Annotated in this window: 16 protein-coding genes, 2 pseudogenes and 1 riboswitch; of the genes and pseudogenes, 16 read left to right on the forward strand and 2 right to left on the reverse strand. The window is 42.6% G+C overall.

Going from position 1 to position 19,502, the window contains the following annotated elements; genetic code table 11:
- The first annotated feature begins 126 nt into the window (after nucleotides 1-126).
- From N8M93_RS17740 to ppsA, 11 genes are all read left to right on the forward strand, one after another.
- A complete protein-coding gene (locus tag N8M93_RS17740; RefSeq protein WP_261133964.1) occupies nucleotides 127-1,059 on the forward strand; it encodes a carbohydrate ABC transporter permease in 933 nt (310 codons plus the stop codon).
- A gap of 21 nt (nucleotides 1,060-1,080) precedes the next feature.
- Nucleotides 1,081-1,911, forward strand: coding sequence for a carbohydrate ABC transporter permease (locus tag N8M93_RS17745; RefSeq protein ID WP_261133965.1), 831 nt, complete (start codon nucleotides 1,081-1,083; stop codon nucleotides 1,909-1,911).
- 15 nt (nucleotides 1,912-1,926) lie between these two features.
- Nucleotides 1,927-2,940, forward strand: coding sequence for a Gfo/Idh/MocA family protein (locus tag N8M93_RS17750; protein ID WP_261133966.1), 1,014 nt, complete (start codon nucleotides 1,927-1,929; stop codon nucleotides 2,938-2,940).
- A gap of 13 nt (nucleotides 2,941-2,953) precedes the next feature.
- On the forward strand, nucleotides 2,954-3,928 hold the full coding sequence (locus N8M93_RS17755; RefSeq protein WP_261133967.1) for a Gfo/Idh/MocA family protein: 975 nt from the start codon (nucleotides 2,954-2,956) through the stop codon (nucleotides 3,926-3,928).
- Nucleotides 3,929-3,971: 43 nt separating this feature from the next.
- On the forward strand, nucleotides 3,972-4,820 hold the full coding sequence (locus N8M93_RS17760; protein ID WP_261133968.1) for a sugar phosphate isomerase/epimerase: 849 nt from the start codon (nucleotides 3,972-3,974) through the stop codon (nucleotides 4,818-4,820).
- On the forward strand, nucleotides 4,813-5,811 hold the full coding sequence (locus N8M93_RS17765; protein WP_261133969.1) for an ROK family protein: 999 nt from the start codon (nucleotides 4,813-4,815) through the stop codon (nucleotides 5,809-5,811). The genes N8M93_RS17760 and N8M93_RS17765 overlap by 8 nt, the downstream gene beginning before the upstream one ends.
- Before the next feature lie 302 nt (nucleotides 5,812-6,113).
- Nucleotides 6,114-7,193 carry a glycerophosphodiester phosphodiesterase gene (locus N8M93_RS17770; RefSeq protein ID WP_261133970.1) on the forward strand — a complete coding sequence of 360 codons (1,080 nt, stop codon included), beginning with the start codon at nucleotides 6,114-6,116 and terminating at the stop codon, nucleotides 7,191-7,193.
- Nucleotides 7,194-7,310: 117 nt separating this feature from the next.
- The gene (locus N8M93_RS17775) at nucleotides 7,311-8,894 is read left to right on the forward strand and encodes a phosphodiester glycosidase family protein (protein WP_261133971.1); all 1,584 of its coding nucleotides are present in this window, start codon (nucleotides 7,311-7,313) and stop codon (nucleotides 8,892-8,894) included.
- A 189-nt stretch (nucleotides 8,895-9,083) separates the two neighbouring features.
- Complete coding sequence (locus tag N8M93_RS17780) at nucleotides 9,084-9,260, forward strand: hypothetical protein (RefSeq protein ID WP_261133972.1); 177 nt, start codon at nucleotides 9,084-9,086, stop codon at nucleotides 9,258-9,260.
- A 106-nt stretch (nucleotides 9,261-9,366) separates the two neighbouring features.
- A riboswitch (ZMP/ZTP riboswitch) is annotated at nucleotides 9,367-9,446 on the forward strand.
- Nucleotides 9,447-9,614: 168 nt separating this feature from the next.
- Nucleotides 9,615-10,814 carry a phosphoglycerate dehydrogenase gene (locus N8M93_RS17785; RefSeq protein ID WP_261133973.1) on the forward strand — a complete coding sequence of 400 codons (1,200 nt, stop codon included), beginning with the start codon at nucleotides 9,615-9,617 and terminating at the stop codon, nucleotides 10,812-10,814.
- Nucleotides 10,815-11,000: 186 nt separating this feature from the next.
- Nucleotides 11,001-13,604, forward strand: coding sequence for a phosphoenolpyruvate synthase (ppsA, locus tag N8M93_RS17790; protein WP_261133974.1), 2,604 nt, complete (start codon nucleotides 11,001-11,003; stop codon nucleotides 13,602-13,604).
- A gap of 121 nt (nucleotides 13,605-13,725) precedes the next feature.
- Here ppsA and N8M93_RS17795 read toward each other — a convergent pair whose 3' ends face one another.
- On the reverse strand, nucleotides 13,726-13,857 hold the full coding sequence (locus N8M93_RS17795; protein ID WP_261133975.1) for a hypothetical protein: 132 nt from the start codon (nucleotides 13,855-13,857) through the stop codon (nucleotides 13,726-13,728).
- A 636-nt stretch (nucleotides 13,858-14,493) separates the two neighbouring features.
- Here N8M93_RS17795 and N8M93_RS22900 point away from each other — a divergent pair.
- The 5 genes and pseudogenes from N8M93_RS22900 to N8M93_RS17815 all read left to right on the forward strand — a co-directional run.
- A pseudogene (locus N8M93_RS22900) lies at nucleotides 14,494-15,432 on the forward strand (metal ABC transporter solute-binding protein, Zn/Mn family); the annotation flags it as partial.
- 63 nt (nucleotides 15,433-15,495) lie between these two features.
- Nucleotides 15,496-16,059, forward strand: a pseudogene (locus N8M93_RS22905) (ZinT family metal-binding protein); the annotation flags it as partial.
- Nucleotides 16,060-16,084: 25 nt separating this feature from the next.
- Complete coding sequence (locus N8M93_RS17805) at nucleotides 16,085-16,711, forward strand: bifunctional 2-polyprenyl-6-hydroxyphenol methylase/3-demethylubiquinol 3-O-methyltransferase UbiG (RefSeq protein ID WP_261133977.1); 627 nt, start codon at nucleotides 16,085-16,087, stop codon at nucleotides 16,709-16,711.
- 259 nt (nucleotides 16,712-16,970) lie between these two features.
- Nucleotides 16,971-17,360: a GNAT family N-acetyltransferase gene (locus N8M93_RS17810; RefSeq protein ID WP_261133979.1), complete on the forward strand. Its 390-nt coding sequence runs from the start codon at nucleotides 16,971-16,973 to the stop codon at nucleotides 17,358-17,360.
- A gap of 54 nt (nucleotides 17,361-17,414) precedes the next feature.
- Nucleotides 17,415-17,873: an ATP-binding protein gene (locus N8M93_RS17815; RefSeq protein WP_261133980.1), complete on the forward strand. Its 459-nt coding sequence runs from the start codon at nucleotides 17,415-17,417 to the stop codon at nucleotides 17,871-17,873.
- Nucleotides 17,874-18,499: 626 nt separating this feature from the next.
- Here N8M93_RS17815 and N8M93_RS17820 read toward each other — a convergent pair.
- A complete protein-coding gene (locus tag N8M93_RS17820; protein WP_261133981.1) occupies nucleotides 18,500-19,483 on the reverse strand; it encodes an ornithine cyclodeaminase family protein in 984 nt (327 codons plus the stop codon).
- Between the last annotated feature and the right edge of the window lie 19 nt (nucleotides 19,484-19,502).

The raw sequence follows: 19,502 nt of genomic DNA on the forward strand, positions 1-19,502 counted from the left end.
GGCTCATAAATGTCAAGCATCTCCACTAGCATTTCCATGTACACGACAGATTGTCTGTTGAATGCTGAGTGGGGAAGTGGGCACGTATGAGTTGTCCCCTTTTCTACCTGATAGGAGGTCTTCAAATTGAAAACAGAAATGGTAAAACCGCTCAAGCCCCTCCCATCGGATAAGGGACGCTGGCGATTTTCTCCAGAGCATTCTCCTGTACTCTATTTGCTTCCGATGCTTGTTTTCATGGCTGTTATGGTAGGTTACCCGATTGGTCGCGTCATCTACCTTTCGTTCACACAAAACATATTGACGAGGCCTGATCTCGGTATTTCGTTCGTTGGATTGGATAATTATCTGAGCTTATTCACATCCGCTGAATTCTGGGAAACAGCATTGAGGACGGGGCTTTGGACATCATTATCGGTTGTTGGCAAGACGGTGATCGGGTTTTTGGTTGCCTGGTTGCTGGCGAAGGATATTGCCTTTAAAAAGTTTTACATTCTATTGTTGTTGATTCCCTGGGTGACTCCAATGGTCGTTGCTGCCGTCGCATGGAGATGGGTGTATGACGGACAGTTCGGGATGCTGAACTGGATTCTCCTGGAAGCCCATATAATCAATGAACACGTCATTTGGCTGGGAGGAAAAATGTCCGCCTTTTTTGCAACAGCTGAAACAGATATGTGGCTGGGCATTCCGTTCATGGCGATGGTGTTCCTTGCAGGGCTGCAAGCCATTCCAGTCGAGCTGATTGAATCATCTGAGATAGACGGGGCGTCATCGTTCCATAAAATGCGCTACATCATTTTCCCGTTGATGAAGCCGATCACACTGGTTGCTACGACTTTATCAGCAATTTGGACGTTCAATTCCTTCGGTGTCATCTGGCCATTGACAAGAGGTGGACCAGTCAACGCTACAGAGACGTTGATTGTTGATGCGTATAAGCGTTCTTTCGGCTCCTTCGATCTGGGGATGGGTGCAACGATCGCTGTTGTCATTTTCCTCATTTTGCTTATGTTTACGATTGCATATAAACGATTATTGATGAAGCAGGAAACTTAATTCAACTGGAGGTGAAAAAGGATGACAAAAACCTTGAACCACCTGCTCATACATGCGACGCTCCTGTTCTTATTCGCACTTCTGTTGTTTCCGGTCGTCGTCATGTTCTCGACCTCCCTTCAAACCTTTGAAAATATTTTTTCATGGCCGCCGGATTGGATTCCAGCGAACCCGCAGTGGGTGAACTATTTCAATGTTTGGTTCGGAGACTATCAATTTAGCTTACCATTTTTCAATAGTTTATTTATATCAACCTTTACGGCTGTCATTACGATAATAATTGCATTTCCAGCAGCCTATGCCATTACACGGTTCACATTTTTTGGCCAAAATGCATTATTGTTCATTGTCCTTGTGACCCAGATGTTTTCCCCGATCGTTTTAATTGTCGGGCTTTACCAACTCATGCAGGCTTATAATCTATTAAATACTTATACCGCACTCATCGTTACGAACTGTGCGTTCACGTTGCCGATGGCTGTATGGCTGTTGCATGGTTATCTGAAGAATGTACCTGTTGAGCTGGAGCAAGCTGCTTCAGTGGATGGCTGTTCACGCGTAAAAGGAATCATCAAGATCATTGTGCCATTGTCGGCACCTGGGATTTCGATGGCATCCATCTATGCCTTCATCATGTCGTGGAATGACTTGTTGATCCCGTTGATTTTCATTTCCAAATCGGAAATGCGGCCGATCAGTCTAGCGCTGACAGACTTTGTCGGTCAAAACGTAATCTATTGGCATGAAATGATGGCTGCAAGCATTATTTCGACAGTGCCGATCGCCGTGATGTTCAGTTTTGTTCAAAAATACTTCATAAAAGGCTTCATGTCAGGAGCTGTGAAAGAATAGAAGGGAGAGTTTTCAATGCATCATGTACTAATACTGGGAGCAGGAACAATGGGAAGGGTGCATGCTGAAGCTTATGCGGAGATGGATAACGTTCAAGTAGTCGGTATAGTGGACAGGGACTCGGAAAAAGCTGGTCAGCTCGCTTCGCCGCTTGGTGCACCAGTCTTTACATCAGTCGATGAGGCACTAGTCACACTTGAACATTTCACTGTAGTCGATATATGCTTGCCGACCTTTTTGCATAAGAAAAATGTATTACGGTTTGCAGAGATCGGCATCGATATCATCTGTGAAAAGCCGATCGCCCGTAACCTTGAAGATGCAAGAGAGATCATCGATTTTTGTAAAGAAAAGGACGTGAAACTGTTTGTCGGGCATGTCGTCCGTTTCTTCCCAGAGTATGAACTGGCGAAGCAACGGATAGACGAAGGAGCCATAGGAAAGCCTGCGGTTGCTCGAACGTTCCGTGGAGGGATCTTTCCAAAAGGCTGGAACGACTGGTATGCCGATTTCAATCAGAGCGGCGGCTTGGTTCTCGATATGATCATCCATGATTTTGACTATTTACGATGGATGTTCGGAGAAGTCGAACGCGTCTATGCGAAAAGCTTGCTGGGAAGAAATTACCTGCAGGTTGATTACGCTTTGGTCACCCTCCGTTTTAAATCAGGGGTCATCGCTCATGTGGAAGGCTCTTGGGCGCATGAAGGATTTACGACGAAATATGAGATCGCTGGAAAAACTGGGATCATTGATTATGACAGTTCAAAGGAAACGCCGCTTCTTCTGAAAAGCAAGAAGGCTGCAAATGGAATTGGGGGAGTAGCGGTTCCGGAAAGTCCGTTGATAAAGAATCCCTATTATTTAGAGCTTGAGCACTTCTTGTCATGCATCGAACGGGAAATGGAACCGAAAGTGACTGCAGAAGATGCTTATAAAGCGGTAGAAATTGCTGTCGCTGCTTTGGAATCGATCCAATCAGGCAAGCCGGTTACGATGAATTCAGACATGATCCACCAGCAGGTTTAAGGAGGCGTTTTTCATGAAAATTGGAATCATAAGTTTCGCACACATGCACGCATACAGCTATGCCAGCTCCATCCGAAAGATGAATGGAGTGGAATTGACAGGGATTGCCGACGATGATGCAGTCCGTGGTACAAAAATGGCTGAGACCTTTCATACCAACTACTATCGAGATGTCGATGCATTGCTGAATACGGAAATCGATGCAGTGATTGTCACTTCGGAAAACGTGCACCATGTCGATCATGTGATTGCTGCTGCTAAAGCAGGAAAACACATTCTCTGTGAAAAACCTTTGGCAATCAACATGGAAGATGCCAAAAAAATGATCTCCGTGTGCAAGGAAAACGGGATCATCCTTCAGACAGCGTTTCCAGTCCGCTTCAATACTTCGATCATCAGGGCGAAGCAACTTGTAGAAGCGGGGGAACTGGGAAGGATTCTTGCTATGAGAGGAACGAATAGGGGAACCAATCCTGGGGGCTGGTTTATTGACCCTGAAAAGTCGGGCGGTGGTGCTGTAATGGACCACACAGTTCATGTTGTTGATATTATGCGCTGGTTGATGAAAGCAGACGTAAATGAAGTTTATGCTGAAGTGGACCAGCTGATTTCTGATGAACAAATTGACGATTGCGGCATCCTTACACTTGAATTCACAAATGGCGTATTTGCCACATTGGATTGCAGCTGGAGCCGTAACAAGGAATATCCGACCTGGGGCGACGTCACTCTTGAGATCATCGGCACAGAAGGTACGCTTTCGATTGATGCACTATCCCAGAAGGTGAATGTTTACAGTGATGAAAAAGGATTAACCTGGGATTATTGGGGAGATGACATGGATTTTGGGCTGATCCAGGATTTTGTCACAACCGTAATCAACAAGCAACAGCCTTCTATCACTGGTGAGGATGGGATGCGAGCAGTGGAAGTAGCGATCGCAGCTTATGAATCAGCATCTCTCAAAAAGCCTATATGTATTGATTGATATTAGATTTTGAAAAAATTCGAAATAGATTGGAGAGGGTGTAATGAATAAAGGCATAAATGCTTGGTGTTTCCCAGAATCCTATTCAATAAATGACCTCTTCAAGTCAGCAAAAAAACATAGATTCGAAGGGGTGGAGTTGAATCTTTCTGAAGATCCCTCCGCACCATTGTTTCTCCATATGAAGGACAAAGACTTGATGGACATCAAGCATAAAGCTACTGAGGCAGGTTTGTCGCTTCTAAGCGTATCTACAGATTTATTTTGGAAATACCCACTCACCCACGATGATGATCATGTGCGTAGGAAAGGCTTATCTATTGCTGAAGAGATGATTCGCATAGCAGGAATTTTTAAAGCGGATACTATTTTGGTTGTACCAGGTATCGTCAATGAGCAAGTATCGTATGAAACAGCCTACAAAAGGTCCCAAGAATCATTGCATAGATTGATTCCTCTTGCCGAAAGGGCGAACATTACAATCGGAATTGAGAATGTTTGGAATAAATTTTTATTAAGCCCTCTGGAGATGCGGCGATTTGTAGATGAATTTGAAAGTGGGTCCATCGGTATTTATTTCGATGTAGGCAATGTGTATCCATACGGTTATGCAGACCAATGGATCAGGATCCTTTCTGACCGTATAAAAGCAGTTCATATTAAAGACTTCAAAAAAAGCGTTGGAAATATAAACGGCTTTGTCCCTCTCTTGGCTGGGGATATCAAATGGAAGCGTATAACTGAGGCGCTTGAGGAAATAGGATATGACGGATTCATCAGTCCTGAAATTACGCCACATCCACATTTTCAACAACAATTCATAAAAAACCTTTCAGTTACGATGGATGAAATCTTCCATTTCCAAAGACAACAGGGGGATATGCATGAATAATAACCGGCCGTACGCGATTGGACTCGATATTGGTGGAACGAATATTACCGGAGCTATCATCAGGAACACCGGTGAAATACATGAGAAAATATCGATTGATACAAATCCGGATACCAATGCTGATGAGGTTTTAGAAAGAGTCTATATGATGATAGAGGAGCTTATGGATAAGAGTAAAGTACCAATAGACGATGTATCTGGAATTGGTGTGGCTACGGCTGGGGTTATCGACTCGAAAGAAAATGTAATCGTTTTTGCCAATAACCTACATTGGCGAAATGTTCAGATTGGCAGATTGATTGGTGATCGTTTTGCTCTTCCTATCAAGCTGACAAATGATGCAAATGCAGCTGCTATCGCAGAGTGGGTTTGGGGAGGAGGAAAAGCCTATCAAAATATGATTTATATAACTGTAAGCACTGGAATTGGTGCAGGTATCATCAGCAACGGTCGCTTGATCACAGGATGCGATGATAGTGCTGGGGAATTCGGACACATCACGATCAACGCTGATGGACCATTGTGTGTATGTGGAAACAAAGGATGTGTTGAACGTTATGCTTCAGGGACAGCCATTGCTGAAAAGGTACAAAATCAACTTAAGACTGAACCACATCGTAAAACGTATTTCGGTTATGAGAATGAGAGATTGATTACTTCCAAAATAGTAGAAGAAGCAGCGGATCAAGGAGACGAGCTTGCATTGAATGCCTTCAAAGAGGCAGGCTACTATCTTGGGATTGGAATAACCAATCTCATCAATCTGTTCAACCCTGAGGTCATCATCCTTGGTGGAGGCGTCATGAAAGCGCAACGATTCATGCTTCCTGCAATACAAGAAACGATCAATGAGAGAGGAATATCAGCTTTGACCAAGCGGGTACAACTATCCATTTCCTCATTGGACCAAGAGGGAGGCGTTTTGGGCGGCGCCGGGCTGTTCTTTATGGAACAACCAAGTTTAACTAATAACACCGTTGATCATGGCTAGGGTAAATGAAAAAGGGATCCGTTTTGGGGTGCATAACCTATAAAAGACATTAAAAATGTCCTGTGAATTGACACAGGACATTTTGTTTTAATATTCAATGAATGTTTCTCAGGGATTTAATGAAACAAATGACAGCTTACATCTACTGAATGGCTTTAAAGTAATAAAGAGTTAAGTCCCTTATCGGATTATTAAAGAAAATAATGAAAAAAACATATTGATTCTTAATTCAGGCTTAAACGCAAATTAACATCATCTCTCTATCCTTATAAAGGTAAACAACTTTATAAGGAGTGGAGTAAATGAAATGGAAAAAGATTAATTTAGCAACCCTTGCTGTACTGATGGTATGTTCAACATTACCTGTTCTACCTGATGAAGCACTCGCCAGGTCAGATGCACGAGGAAACGGTAGGAATGCGTTCGACTTACAAGCTCACAGAGGTGGAATTGGCCACACTGTCGAGTCTACGATCGCTTCATTTTCTAAAGCACTTGAAATGGGTGTGAGTACGCTCGAACTTGATGTTCAAATCACAGAAGATCACAAGGCTGTAGTGACACACGATAGGAAGATTTCTGGCGAAAAGTGCCAGGATACCGGTCCTGCTGTCACTGGAGACCCCGAATACCCTTATGTCGGTAAGTATATAAAGAATCTTACGTTTGATCAGGTTCGCACACTGGACTGCGGTTCACAGACATTGCAACAATTTCCAGGTCAACACCCTAGTCCTGGTGCCCGGATGCCGTTGTTAAGCGAAGTATTTGATCTCGTGGATCGCTATCGTGCCAATAAAGTATGGATGAATATTGAGACGAAGGTAGAGGCTGGGGCACCAGAGGAAACTGCTCCTCGTGAGGAATTTGTTCAAATCGTCGCCCGCGAAGTTCGTGAGGCGGGAATGCTTAACCGGGTGACAATCCAAAGCTTCGATTGGGGTGCACTCATGCGTATGCGTGAGATAGAACCACGATTACCGCTGGTTGCATTGACAAATGGTCCGCAATTCTTAGAACCCGGACAGCCTGGTGCTTCTCCATGGTTAGGAGGAATTGATATCGATGACTTCGGTGGTGACCTTGTAACTGCGGCTCACTCTTTCGGTGCTGACGCAATTTCCCCCGTGCATGGGTTCCCACAAAACGGAAAAATTTCGGATGAGAATTACGAGCCGTATGTGACGAAGCAAATGGTCGAGAAAGCACATCGTTACGGTATGAAGGTGATTCCGTGGACGGTTGACGATACGGCAACGATGGACAAGCTTATCGCTGATGGTGTTGATGGAATTATTACCGACTACCCTGATCGATTACGTCGGGTGATGGAACAAAATGGTTTTAAATTACCTAAGCGATACCCAACTCCAAAGAAATAAGAAATATTTATAACAAAATCTTCAACATGATTAAACTCGTTTTTTCCCATTGGCCATATGGATGAACTAAATCGTTTTTATTGGATATGGCCTATTTATTAAAAGAGGGGTGTTTAGATGGTTGGTTCAATGTCTAAAAAAGCGCTGGTATCCATTATGGCAATCACAACCATGGGGTCGGCAAGCCTACATATGGAAATGCCCGATGAAGCATATGCCAAAAATATCTCAACAGTGCGTGCTAGTGAAAAACTTTCTATAGGCTATAAGGAATTACCGGAGACACGCAACACTACGCAGCTGGTAAAGGGAGTGACCCATACAGAAATTGAGAGAGGTTATCGGTCGGAAAAATCTTACTTTACCATCGATGCAGGATTTTATGATACAAAAGAGGATGCCAACCAAGCTGTGAAGAGTCTGAAGGAACAGGGGTATGAAGCGAAGATCCATCAGGTGGAAAATAGTAAGGGCACAGATGTAGAAGAAAAAATGATTGGGTATGTCGTCTACAGCGGCCAATTTAAAAAAGAAGAGGAAGCAAAACCAATAGTGGAAAATATGAAGGACGATGGATTTGAGAATGTACGTGTAATTTATTCTGATTACGATGGAACGATTAAAACCACCGGTCCATGGGAGATCGACGTCATTGAAATTGATCCGGATAAGTTTGAAGGGGAGCTCACCAATGCCCTGGCAAATGGCGAGATCTCCGGGAAAGAAACAGTTTCATCCATTGCACAGCGGAAAAATGCAATTGCAGGTATAAACGGCGGTTATTTTGTCGTCGGAACAAATGACGGTGTGCCTGGAGACCTTGCAGGAATTTCTGTTACGGATGGCAAGCTGGTTAGCGAATCTATAGGGGGAAGAACAAGTTTTCTGTTAAATGAAAACAGAGCGGATATAGGAGAAACCGAGACAAAGTCAGTTGCCGAAACACTAGATGGGAAAACAGAAGTGATCGATGGAATCAACAGGCAACCAGGTTTGATAAGAAGCTGTGGCGGGAATGGGGATGAACCTACTGATAAACCGAAGCATGATGTTACCTGTACAGATACAGATGAACTGATCCAGTATAACGCTGATTTCGGGGCGAATACACCTACCGGGAAAGGGTATGAAGTCGTATTAAATGACGATGGGACTATAGTGGAGACGCGCGATGAACGAGGTGGTGAGATACCAAAGAATTCAGTCGTTCTTGCAGCAACTGGAGAGAAAGCGGAATGGCTTCAAAATGCTTCTTCAATCGGAGAGGATCTGGATGTTGGAAATCAACTCTTTATCGATGGGAAGAGGATTGACACTAATTCAGGATTGGATGTGGTGAACGGCGGACCACGTCTTCTAGAAAACGGAACGAACAAGATCCAGGCAGATGAGGAAGGGTTTCACTGGAGTGATGACTTCTATTATCATTTCGGTCTCTACCGACATCCAAGGACACTGGCAGGAGTTAAAGAAAACGGCAATATTTTGTTGGTAACCATTGACGGACGAAACCCGGAAAGCAGTATCGGAGTAAACTTTTATGAAAGTGCCGAGCTTTTAAAATCGCTAGGAGCTGTCGAAGGGATGAACCTTGACGGTGGAGGATCTTCCACCATGGTCGTTAACGGAGGACTTGTGAACCACCCATCAGACACTAGCGGGGAAAGAGCTGTAGGGGATGGCATTTTCATACTGAAATAATCTTTAAAAAAGTGGGGCGAACGGGGGAAGATTGCTTTACAAGGTGATCGCACATTCGTTCGAAAAAGGAAGGGAACCCGTTATGACTGGCTTTGGGCTCTTTTTCTTTTGAACCCCCTCTATCCGTACAAGCGCATCACCTGGTAGTTTAATAGAATAGAGTATTACGCTTTTTGGAGGTGATACTCTATGAATTTCTTTCGAAGGTGCCCGTACCATGTGATGTGTCCGCCTTATGAATTGCATGAGAAATGTCCGATATGTAAGCAAGGCGGTGAGTTTTCTCAATGGGATCCTGACGAGCGGATTCCACCCTATGAACGGAAGGTGGAAAGGAAGAGGGATCCACGTGAATATAAGGAATAATAATCTATCATTCATCCATAAATTAAAAATATTATTTTTTGTAACGCTTTTCAGCATTATAGTGTTGAAGATTTGTCCGATAATTGATACTATAGCTATTAATCGATAGGCTATGTGTAACTGGCGAACACGGATCACCGTGAGGGAGCACATAGTGACGTTTAGCCGTTCGCCTGGGCAGAGGTAAGGGATATTGATCCCTTGCCTCTTTATGTTTATAGGAGGGATGTTCACCAGGAAACCACCGTCATATAACGAGCAATTAAGTTCCCATAAAGCAAACAACCCGGTTCTTTCAATGTATGTAGATGAATGTGCAAGATTCTTTCTAACTACCAAAAAGGAGACGATTCAATGAGCTTACTGACATTAGAGAAAGTCAAAACGATCAAGACGTTAAATGGGATTGCAGCAAGCGGACTGAATGTATTCAATAAAGAGGACTATACGATAAACAGTGAAAGTGAAGATCCAGACGGTATTGTTGTGCGTAGTTATGATATGCATTCCTTGGAATTCGGCAATAACTTGAAGGCAATTGCCCGTGCGGGGGCAGGGGTGAACAACATCCCTGTTGAGACATGTACTGAACGAGGCATCGTCGTTTTCAATACACCGGGAGCAAATGCGAATGCGGTCAAAGAGCTTGTGCTGACTTCTTTGATGGCTTCATCCCGCAATCTTTTTTCCGGAATCAACTGGGTGAGATCATTGGAAGGTGAAGGCGAACGGATCCCTGAACTTGTCGAAGCCGGGAAAAAACAATTCGTCGGCAATGAAATAAAAGGGAAGACGCTAGGAGTCATCGGCCTGGGAGCAGTCGGTGCGCATGTCGCGAATGATGCGCTCGATCTGGATATGGACGTGCTCGGGTTCGATCCATTCCTCTCTGTCGATACCGCTTTGAGCTTGTCCCGGAAAGTCCAACGGGCGATGACCATTGAACAGTTGTTTGCTGAATCGGATTATATCACGGTGCACGTCCCGTTGACTCCTGATACAAAAGGTATGTTCAATAAAGAGACCTTTGGCATCATGAAGGATGGCGCCCATATACTGAACTTTTCCCGGGGTGAACTTGTGGATGATGAGGATATGGCAGTGGCTCTTGAGGATGGAAAAATAGGAAAGTACATTACAGACTTTCCGAATGAACGACTGATCAATGTGGAAAATGTCATTTCAATTCCTCATCTTGGCGCTTCCACGAAAGAATCGGAGGAAAACTGTGCCGTCATGGCAGCCCGTCAAATGAAGGATTATCTGGAGACAGGGAATATCAAGAATTCGGTCAACTTTCCGAACGCTTCTCTTCCTTATACGGGAAAGCCTCGTATCGCCGGATTCCACAAAAACGTCCCGAACATGGTCGGGCAGATGACGACCGCTCTATCAAACTATAACCTGAACATCGCCGACATGGTGAACCGAAGCAGAGGGGATTATGCATATACGATGATCGACATCGACAATCAAGCGGATGAAGTTGACATCATCGGATTGGAAGAAGAGATCAAACAGATTGATGGCATCGTAACCGTACGTGTGATTTGAAAAGTAAATCATACAAGAAAAACACCACTATGCTGATGCTGAAGTGGTGTTTTTTTATTTCATTTTTAATGACTCTTCCTCTTCCCACTTTAATTATACCACACAAAAAATGGTAAAAATAGACTATTTCTTCTCGTTTACACCTGCTAAAATCAATATCACATGAATGGTTGGGAGTGGTGAGGAATGAGATGTTTGGTTCTCGGTTTACAGGAAATGGAGGAAACACAGCTTTCCCTCGTTGGCGGAAAAGGGTTGAAATTAGGGGAATTATCTAATTTGGAAGGGATACATGTCCCCGAAGGATTTTGTGTGACAACAGCAGGATATCGAAAAGCCATCGGACAAAACGAAACGTATCATGCTTTGCTGGATCGACTGGCGATGCTGAAAGCAGATGATCGCGGCCACATTGGTGAAATCAGTAAGAAGATCCGACAACTCATCATGGAAGTAGAAATTCCTTCAGATGTTGCGGAAGCTGTTACACACTATCTCTCCCGGTTTGGTAATGAACATGCGTATGCAGTACGTTCCAGTGCGACTGCTGAAGATTTACCGCATGCCTCTTTTGCCGGTCAACAGGATACGTATTTAAATATCATCGGAAAAGAAGCGATCCTGCAGCATATCCGGAAATGTTGGGCTTCCCTATTTACGGATCGTGCCGTGATCTACCGCATGCAAAACGAGTTCGACCACAGCCAGGTATATTTATCGGTCATCATTCAAAAGATGGTTTTCCCACAGGCATCAGGGGTTTTATTCACCGCTGATCCGATTACTTCCAATCGGAAATTGCTGTCCATCGATGCCGGTTTTGGACTTGGAGAAGCGCTGGTCTCAGGCCTGGTCTCTGCCGATTGTTATAAAGTACAGGAAGAAGAAATCGTCGATAAGTGGATCGCAACCAAGAAATTGGCGATCTACGGACGGAAAGAAGGCGGGACAGAGACACTACAGCTCGATCCTGATCAGCAAAAGACACAAACCCTCACTGACCAACAGATTTTACAATTAGCACATGTCGGAAGACAGATCGAAGCTCATTTTGGTTGCCCGCAAGATATCGAATGGTGTTTCGTCAATGATACCTTTCATATCCTCCAGAGCCGTCCAATCACGACGTTATATCCCATCCCTGAAGCGGATGATCAAGAAAATCACGTCTATGTATCTGTCGGGCATCAGCAGATGATGACTGACCCCATAAAACCATTGGGATTGTCTTTTTGGATGTTAACGACTCATGCACCAATGCGTATAGCGGGTGGAAGGTTGTTTGTTGATGTTACACAAAAGCTGGCGTCCCCTGCCAGCAGAGAAATTTTTTTAGATACCATGGGCCAACATGATCCCCTCATGAAAGATGCAATCATGACCATCATAGAGCGGAAGGATTTCATAAGAACGTTACCAGATGATAAGAGAGAAGAGAGTCCAGGTAATAGCAACAAAGGTACGTCGTCTGCAGAAATTGAATCTGATCCGTCCATCGTTTCTGAGTTGATCAAACGCAATCAAACATCGATCGAAGAGTTGAAACAAAACATCAAAACGAAATCAGGAACGGATGTTTTCGATTTTATTTTAGAAGATATCCAGCAATTAAAGAAGATTTTATTTGATCCGCAAAGTTCCCAGGTGTTCATGGCTGCTATCAACGCTTCTTCATGGATCAATGAAAAAATGAACGAGTGGTTGGGTGAAAAGAACGCCGCAGACATGCTTTCTCAATCTGTGCCAAACAACATCACTTCGGAAATGGGGCTGGCGCTTTTGGATGTTGCAGATGTGATCCGTCCTTATCCGGAGGTAGTTGCTTATTTACAACAAGTGAAAGACGATGACTTTTTGGATGATCTGGTGAAGTTTGAAGGTGGGCAGAAAACCAAAGACGTGATCGATGCTTATCTTCATAAATACGGAATGCGATGTGCCGGAGAAATCGATATGACGAAAACCCGTTGGAGCGAAAAACCGACCACACTCGTCCCGATGATTCTTAGTCATATCAAAAACGTTGAGCCTAATGCTAGCAATCGGAAATTTGAGCAAGGGCGGAAGGAAGCGTTGAAAAAAGAACAAGTGTTGTTAGAACGATTGAAGCAATTTCCAGATGGTGAACAGAAAGCCAAAGAAACCAAACGGATGATTGACCTGATTCGGAATTTCATCGGCTATCGGGAATATCCAAAATATGGCATGGTCAATCGTTACTTCGTGTATAAGCAGGCTTTGATGAAAGAAGCCGAACAACTCCTCGAGGATGGTGTCATTCATGAAAAAGAAGATATTTATTACCTCACCTTTGAAGAACTGCGCGAAGTCGTACGCACAAATCAAGTGGATGACCAGATCATCAGCAACCGGAAGGACGAGTACAAAGTATATGAAAAATTGACTCCGCCACGCATCATCACTTCTGATGGTGAAATCATGAATGGAAAGTTCAAAAGAGAAAATCTCCCAGCCGATGCGATTGCAGGACTGCCTGTTTCTTCCGGAGTCATAGAGGGGCGGGCTCGTGTCATCTTGGACATGGGAGATGCGGATCTGGAAGATGGCGATATTTTGGTCACCTCGTTCACTGACCCTAGCTGGACACCATTGTTCGTTTCCATAAAAGGCCTGGTCACCGAAGTTGGCGGACTGATGACCCACGGAACGGTCATCGCCCGTGAATATGGCTTACCGGCAGTTGTCGGAGTAGAGAACGCCACCAGACTGATAAAAGACGGGCAACGAATCCGCGTGCATGGAACAGAAGGATACATCGAAATCTTGTAATCTGAGCACCATACATTTTTATATGAAATTTAAAGGTCCCGTGAAGTGACACGGGACTTTTACTTTAATATCAAGGAACAGTGAAAACTAGATCGAAGCTGAATTGATGTTTTATAGGTCATTAAAAAAAGAATTTGAACGATTTGAAGACGACCACCCAGGTGAAGATGAGGATGACGATCGCAAACAGAACGCTGAAGCCGATGATCGGCCATACATAACTATTAAGTCCCCCATACAAAGGAAAGTTCAAATGCCTATCCCCTTTCAATGTTTTTCTATATTCTATGAAAGGTATATCCGTTCAGATATAAACACCGAAGAAACGGGCGGATGCTTTTGCTTTTCAAGGATTTATACAAGTATTAGAGGAATCTCAAAGAGCTTACAGACCTACGGAAAAAACATAATAATATTCTAAGCAGATGGAGGCGACGAAAACTAGCGGACAAGTGTTCCGTTATGTGTGACAAAATGACTTGATTTCAAAAAATAGAGGACAACTTTCCGCTATTTCGGTGAAATGACTCTGATTTTATCGTACTTAAGGCAAATAAGGATTCTGGTGTCCTCTAATTTTGAGAAGGTAGGGGATTTGGGGCAAATAAGGTCTCTGGTGTCCTCTAATTCGTCAGTGAATCGTAAGACTTAATCATCGCATCTGGCTTGGCTGAGCCAGGCTTTCTTTATAGTGTGAATCATTAAACCTCCTAATACCTCCCCGATTACCTCTTGAATCGTAAATTGAAATCTGGATGTCCCCTAAATCACCTTAGCCGGTTTTTGGAAACAGCCAGATTTTTTCAGGTTTATCAAGTCGTAATCGTTACGATTTACAAATCGGAATCATTACGATAAAATGTTTATCATATGAAAAGGGGGACTGAAAATGTTAAAAAAAATCGTATATGCACTTAGTCTATTCAGTATCATTTTTACGTTAGCAGCGTGTGGAGGGGAATCAACAAGCAGTAGTGAAAAAGGGAAGGAAAAGTTAAAGGTTTATACAACGGTTTATCCTCTTCAGTATTTCGCTGAACAAATCGCAGGCGATGAAGCTTCTGTGGAATCCATTCTACCGCCGGGATCAGATCCGCATACTTATGAACCGACCACCAAAAAAATGCGTGAATTAGCTGACTCCGATGCTTTCATCTATAACGGGGCAGGGCTGGAATCGTATGCGGAAAAAATCTCTGAATCTATTCAATCTGAAGATGTCGAGATACTAGAAGCCTTAAAAGGAATTGACCTGGAAGAGCATGTACATAACCATGAAGGGGAGGAAAGCAGTGAAGAGGACGAACATGCTGGACATGACCATGGGGATCAAGATCCGCACGTTTGGCTCGATCCTGTTCTTTCTATTCAGTTGGCGGAGCAAGTCAGGAATCTTTTTGTAGAATTGAAGCCTGAGCAAGAAGAAGTGTTTAACAAAAACTTTGAAGAGTTGAAAGGAAAGCTTGAAAAACTAGATCAAGAGTTCCATACAGAGCTTGAAAGTTTACCAGGGAATAAAATTATTGTATCTCATGCTGCTTATGGCTATTGGGAGAAGACTTATGGAATCGAGCAAATCGCAGTTTCTGGTTTGAGCCCTACTAACGAGCCTACACAAAAGGAGATCAAAAAAATCATTGATACTGCTGAAAAGCATGGTTTGAAACATGTATTTTTTGAACAGAATGTAACTCCTAAAGTGGCGGAATTAGTTAGAAAGAAAATTGATGCAGAGCCTTTACGTATACACAATTTATCTGTATTAACAGAAGAAGACATAAAGAATGATGAGGACTACTTTACACTCATGCAGCACAACTTGGATGAACTGACAAAAGCTTTATCCGAACCTCCATCAGGAGGATCTTCTGAAAAGAGAGAACAGGATGGACACGATCATGCCCATGATGACGAATCAGAAAAAATTTATGAAGGGTATTTTGAAGACAGTCAGGTAAAGGATCGAGCTCTTTCCGATTGGGAAGGTGATTGGCAGTCTGTATACCCCTATCTTCAGGATGGTACCCTGGACGAAGTTTTTGCTCATAAAGCAGAACACGAAGGTGACAAGACAGCTGAAGAATATAAGGAATATTATAAAGAAGGTTACGAAACCGATGTCGGGCGTATTACGATACAAGGTGCCACTGTAACATTCTTCAAAAATGGAGAAGAACTTTCTGGAGAATATAGCTACGATGGCTATGAAATTCTGACATATGATGCGGGAAATAGAGGAGTGAGATATATTTTCAAATTGAAAGAAGAAACAAAAGGACTTCCTCGATATATCCAGTTCAGTGATCATAGCATCTATCCGACTGAGGCTGATCACTATCACCTATATTGGGGTGATGATCGTGAAGCGTTACTGGATGAAGTTACGAACTGGCCCACTTTTTACCCATCAGAAATGGATGGCCATGACATCGCCCATGAAATGATTGAACATTAAATTTGGATAAAGGAGAAATTGAGGTATGCCAGAATTCTGGGAATCTAGTTTTATAGAAAATCAAATGATGTGGGGGCTTGAACCTTCAGACTCCGCTATACTGACAAAGGACTTTTTCCTTGAAAAGAACGTCAAGGATATATTGTTGCCCGGTATTGGATATGGCAGGAATGCAAAGGTTTTCATGGATAACGGAATCAATGTAACCGGTATTGAAATCTCAAAAACAGCGATTGGATTGGCAAGGGAAAATGACCTGGACATTCGGATTTTTCATGGTTCAGTGACCGATATGCCTTTTGATGAAAAGCTTTATGATGGAGTATTTTGTCATGCGCTTATTCACTTATTGAACGATCGTGAGAGAGAGAAGTTCATTAAGGATTGCTATAATCAATTGAAGCCGAATGGTTATATGGTTTTCACTACAATTTCTAAGGACGCTCCAATGTTTGGAAAGGGCAAACAGCTAGGTAAAGACTATTTCGAGATCATGGAAGGCGTGAAGATGTTTTTTTATGATTCTGAATCGATAAATCAAGAGTTTGGAAACTACGGACTACTGGAAATTTCGGAAATCGTTGAGCCGCATAAGAATATGGAAAACAAACCTCCATTTCCATTCATGATGGTAACATGCAAAAAGGACTGAACAGATAATGAAAATAATTAATATATATGTCCCCGAAGGAGATTCAGAGAATCAATAGAAAATAATATAGTGATTGAATTTGTCAGTTTTATTCCAAAAAAAGAAGGATTGAATCACATGGGAAAAACCATTTCGTTAAAGGAGGCGTTCATTATGACAAACAATAGAGTTTTTATTATACGCAATTTAAATTTTAAGGGGATAACGCCTAATTGATGATTTGGTTCAGTTGTCCCCGAATTATGAAAGGGGAAAACTCATGAATACTCATAACGTGGAACTTGTAGAATTAAATGAAGAAAACTGGTATGAATGCTGTAAATTAGAAGTGTCATCAGATCAAGAAGAATTCATTGAATCGAATGCAATATCAATAGCTCAATCAAAGTATGAACCGACGTTAAAACCATACGCTATTTATTTTGAAGAAAAAGTAGTCGGCTTTTTGATGTACAATTCTGTTCAAGAGGAACTTGATGGTTATTGGGTATATCGAATAATGGTGGATAAAGAATTCCAGGGCAAGGGTATCGGTAAATTAGCTACTAAGCTCATGATTTCAGAGATAGCTGAATTACCGAATGCTAAAAAAGTAGTCGTAGGTTATCATCCTGAAAATTCGGGAGCACTCCGGCTATATTCAACTTAAAAGTCGATTGAAAATTGAACTGGGGAATTCACATCAATAAATGGGGGATAGAACATGTTTGGAAATTTTAATTTTGACTTGATTCTTCGTGAACGAGATGATTCAACCCCTTTAGTGGTAATGATGTGTGGTGTGGCGGGTGCTGGAAAAACGACATTCGCACAACATTTAGAAAAAGAAGGTTTTGTACGTCTCTCTATTGATGAAGAAATATGGGCTACTAATGGTCGTTATGGGATTGATTTCCCAATTGAAAAAATTGAGGAATACAAAAAAGATGCAGAAAGAAGATTAAGCAACCGTCTAATAAAATTGGTTCACTCTAAACAACAGGTGGTGATTGATTTCAGTTTTTGGGACCTAGCAAGGAGGAATCAATATAAAAAACTTATTGAGGGTTCCGGCGGTAAATGGAAACTTATATATTTAAAGGCTAAACCAGATGATTTGCGTGAACGACTCAAGTTACGTAACAAACGTCTTGATGCAAATGCGTTCCCTATTTCAGAATAAGTTCTCACTTTTTATTTTAATAGTTTCGAGGTCCCAGAAGGTGAAGGAGAAATTGTAATTGAAAATTATACCAATCAAAGGGAAAAGAGAACATTTATTATTAACGGGTTCATATGTGCTCAAAGAAGTCTAGAAAAAAATGTTAAAATAAAGGTATGAATCAACCTTGAGCGTCATTAAGGGCAGCATTCTTGAATAAGTTTCCTATATTTATTCATAAAAAGGCTGTTTCTTTGAGGAACACCTGGATATCTAGGTAAAAGTTTTGGTGAAATTGTAATAGAAATTAAATGACGGGAAATGAAAAGATACTCTATGCAAATCGGTGTGCTTAATCGTAATAAAGCGCACCTTCTTTTATATTTTTTAAGAATTAAACAGCAAGATAAGAAATGAAGTACCAATATTTACTTACTAGAATAATTTCTTGAGGTAGGAGGAGCCGCAAAACGGGGATGAGAGAGGAACAATCGTCCCTAAAGAAATAGGCTCAGAGGAGATCACCTCTAAGCCATTCTGTTACAGATAATGAAAGAGTAAAATACTATCCACAGTATATATGCGTAACTTAAGTTCAGCTTGCGCTATGGCTTGGCTTTGCCAAGTATGCTGTAACATTTCTGAGATCATACTTCAATTTCCGTTCCAATGTTCCGTTCTTTAGATAGATTATAGACGCCTTTGGCTACTGAAAGGTCAAAGTAGGCGGCACCGACGGATTTGAAGAAGGTGATCTCGTCCTCATTTTCCCGCCCTGGTTTCAGTTGGGTTTCCAGTTCGAAAAGCTCTCCATGAAGGGCATCAAACGACCACGATCCATCATTTGCTGCATGGATGAGTTCACCGGCTTCTTCCTTTGCGCCTCCTATATCGTCGGCGACAATTTTGGAAGCACGGGTGACAGTGGCCAGATCGACTTCTCTCATATGGGGGAGATAAGAACCGATTCCGTTTATGTGTGTCCCTGGCTTTAGATCATTCCCGTTGAATACGGGTTCGTTCGAACGGGTGGCACAACAGATGATATCGGATTGACGTACCGCTGCCGCAACATCCTCATAGACTTCGAATGGGATGTCGATTCCGGATGCCTGCAGTTTTTCACCAAATTTTTCGGCTTTTGATGGTGTCCTGTTCACTAATAGTATACGAGATATGTTCCTGACGGCTAAAACACCGAGTGCTTGTTCGAATCCCATACCACCTGTCCCGATGATCGTAAGCACCTTCGCGTCTTTACGTGCCAGATAGTCCGTAGCGATACCGGACAGAGCCGCTGTTCTGAGTCTTGTTAAATACGAGGCATTCATCATGGCGAGATGTTCACCGTTTTCTGCATTTGACAGTAAAAGAACACCTTGTGTGGTGGCCTTTCCTTTTGATGGGTTTTTCGGGAATATGGTCACGACTTTCACCGCTGATACTTCTTCATATCTATCTGCGCTTGGCATATAAAGTGCAGATCCTTCCTGCATCGGAAAGCGGAGAACGGTACGGTGAGGGCTGTCTATTTTATTAGCACCATAGACGTGTAGTGTCGCTTTGACATCCCTGATGGCATCTTTCATTCCATAACTTTGTTGAATTTCCTTTTCACTTATGATCAACATGTGAGGTCCTCCCTAAAAG

Source organism: Bacillus sp. Marseille-Q3570, from assembly GCF_946151055.1.
In the GTDB taxonomy this organism is placed as follows: domain Bacteria; phylum Bacillota; class Bacilli; order Bacillales; family Fictibacillaceae; genus Pseudalkalibacillus.

Excerpts from the sequence above, each read along its gene's own strand:
- N8M93_RS17745 (WP_261133965.1), top strand. The coding sequence starts at position 1,081 with ATGACAAAAACCTTGAACCACCTGCTCATACATGCGACGCTCCTGTTC.
- N8M93_RS17750 (WP_261133966.1), top strand. The coding sequence starts at position 1,927 with ATGCATCATGTACTAATACTGGGAGCAGGAACAATGGGAAGGGTGCAT.
- N8M93_RS17755 (WP_261133967.1), top strand. The coding sequence starts at position 2,954 with ATGAAAATTGGAATCATAAGTTTCGCACACATGCACGCATACAGCTAT.
- N8M93_RS17760 (WP_261133968.1), top strand. The coding sequence starts at position 3,972 with ATGAATAAAGGCATAAATGCTTGGTGTTTCCCAGAATCCTATTCAATA.
- N8M93_RS17765 (WP_261133969.1), top strand. The coding sequence starts at position 4,813 with ATGAATAATAACCGGCCGTACGCGATTGGACTCGATATTGGTGGAACG.
- N8M93_RS17770 (WP_261133970.1), top strand. The coding sequence starts at position 6,114 with ATGAAATGGAAAAAGATTAATTTAGCAACCCTTGCTGTACTGATGGTA.
- N8M93_RS17775 (WP_261133971.1), top strand. The coding sequence starts at position 7,311 with ATGGTTGGTTCAATGTCTAAAAAAGCGCTGGTATCCATTATGGCAATC.
- N8M93_RS17780 (WP_261133972.1), top strand. The coding sequence starts at position 9,084 with ATGAATTTCTTTCGAAGGTGCCCGTACCATGTGATGTGTCCGCCTTAT.
- N8M93_RS17785 (WP_261133973.1), top strand. The coding sequence starts at position 9,615 with ATGAGCTTACTGACATTAGAGAAAGTCAAAACGATCAAGACGTTAAAT.
- ppsA (WP_261133974.1), top strand. The coding sequence starts at position 11,001 with ATGAGATGTTTGGTTCTCGGTTTACAGGAAATGGAGGAAACACAGCTT.
- N8M93_RS17805 (WP_261133977.1), top strand. The coding sequence starts at position 16,085 with ATGCCAGAATTCTGGGAATCTAGTTTTATAGAAAATCAAATGATGTGG.
- N8M93_RS17810 (WP_261133979.1), top strand. The coding sequence starts at position 16,971 with ATGAATACTCATAACGTGGAACTTGTAGAATTAAATGAAGAAAACTGG.
- N8M93_RS17815 (WP_261133980.1), top strand. The coding sequence starts at position 17,415 with ATGTTTGGAAATTTTAATTTTGACTTGATTCTTCGTGAACGAGATGAT.
- N8M93_RS17820 (WP_261133981.1), bottom strand. The coding sequence starts at position 19,483 with ATGTTGATCATAAGTGAAAAGGAAATTCAACAAAGTTATGGAATGAAA.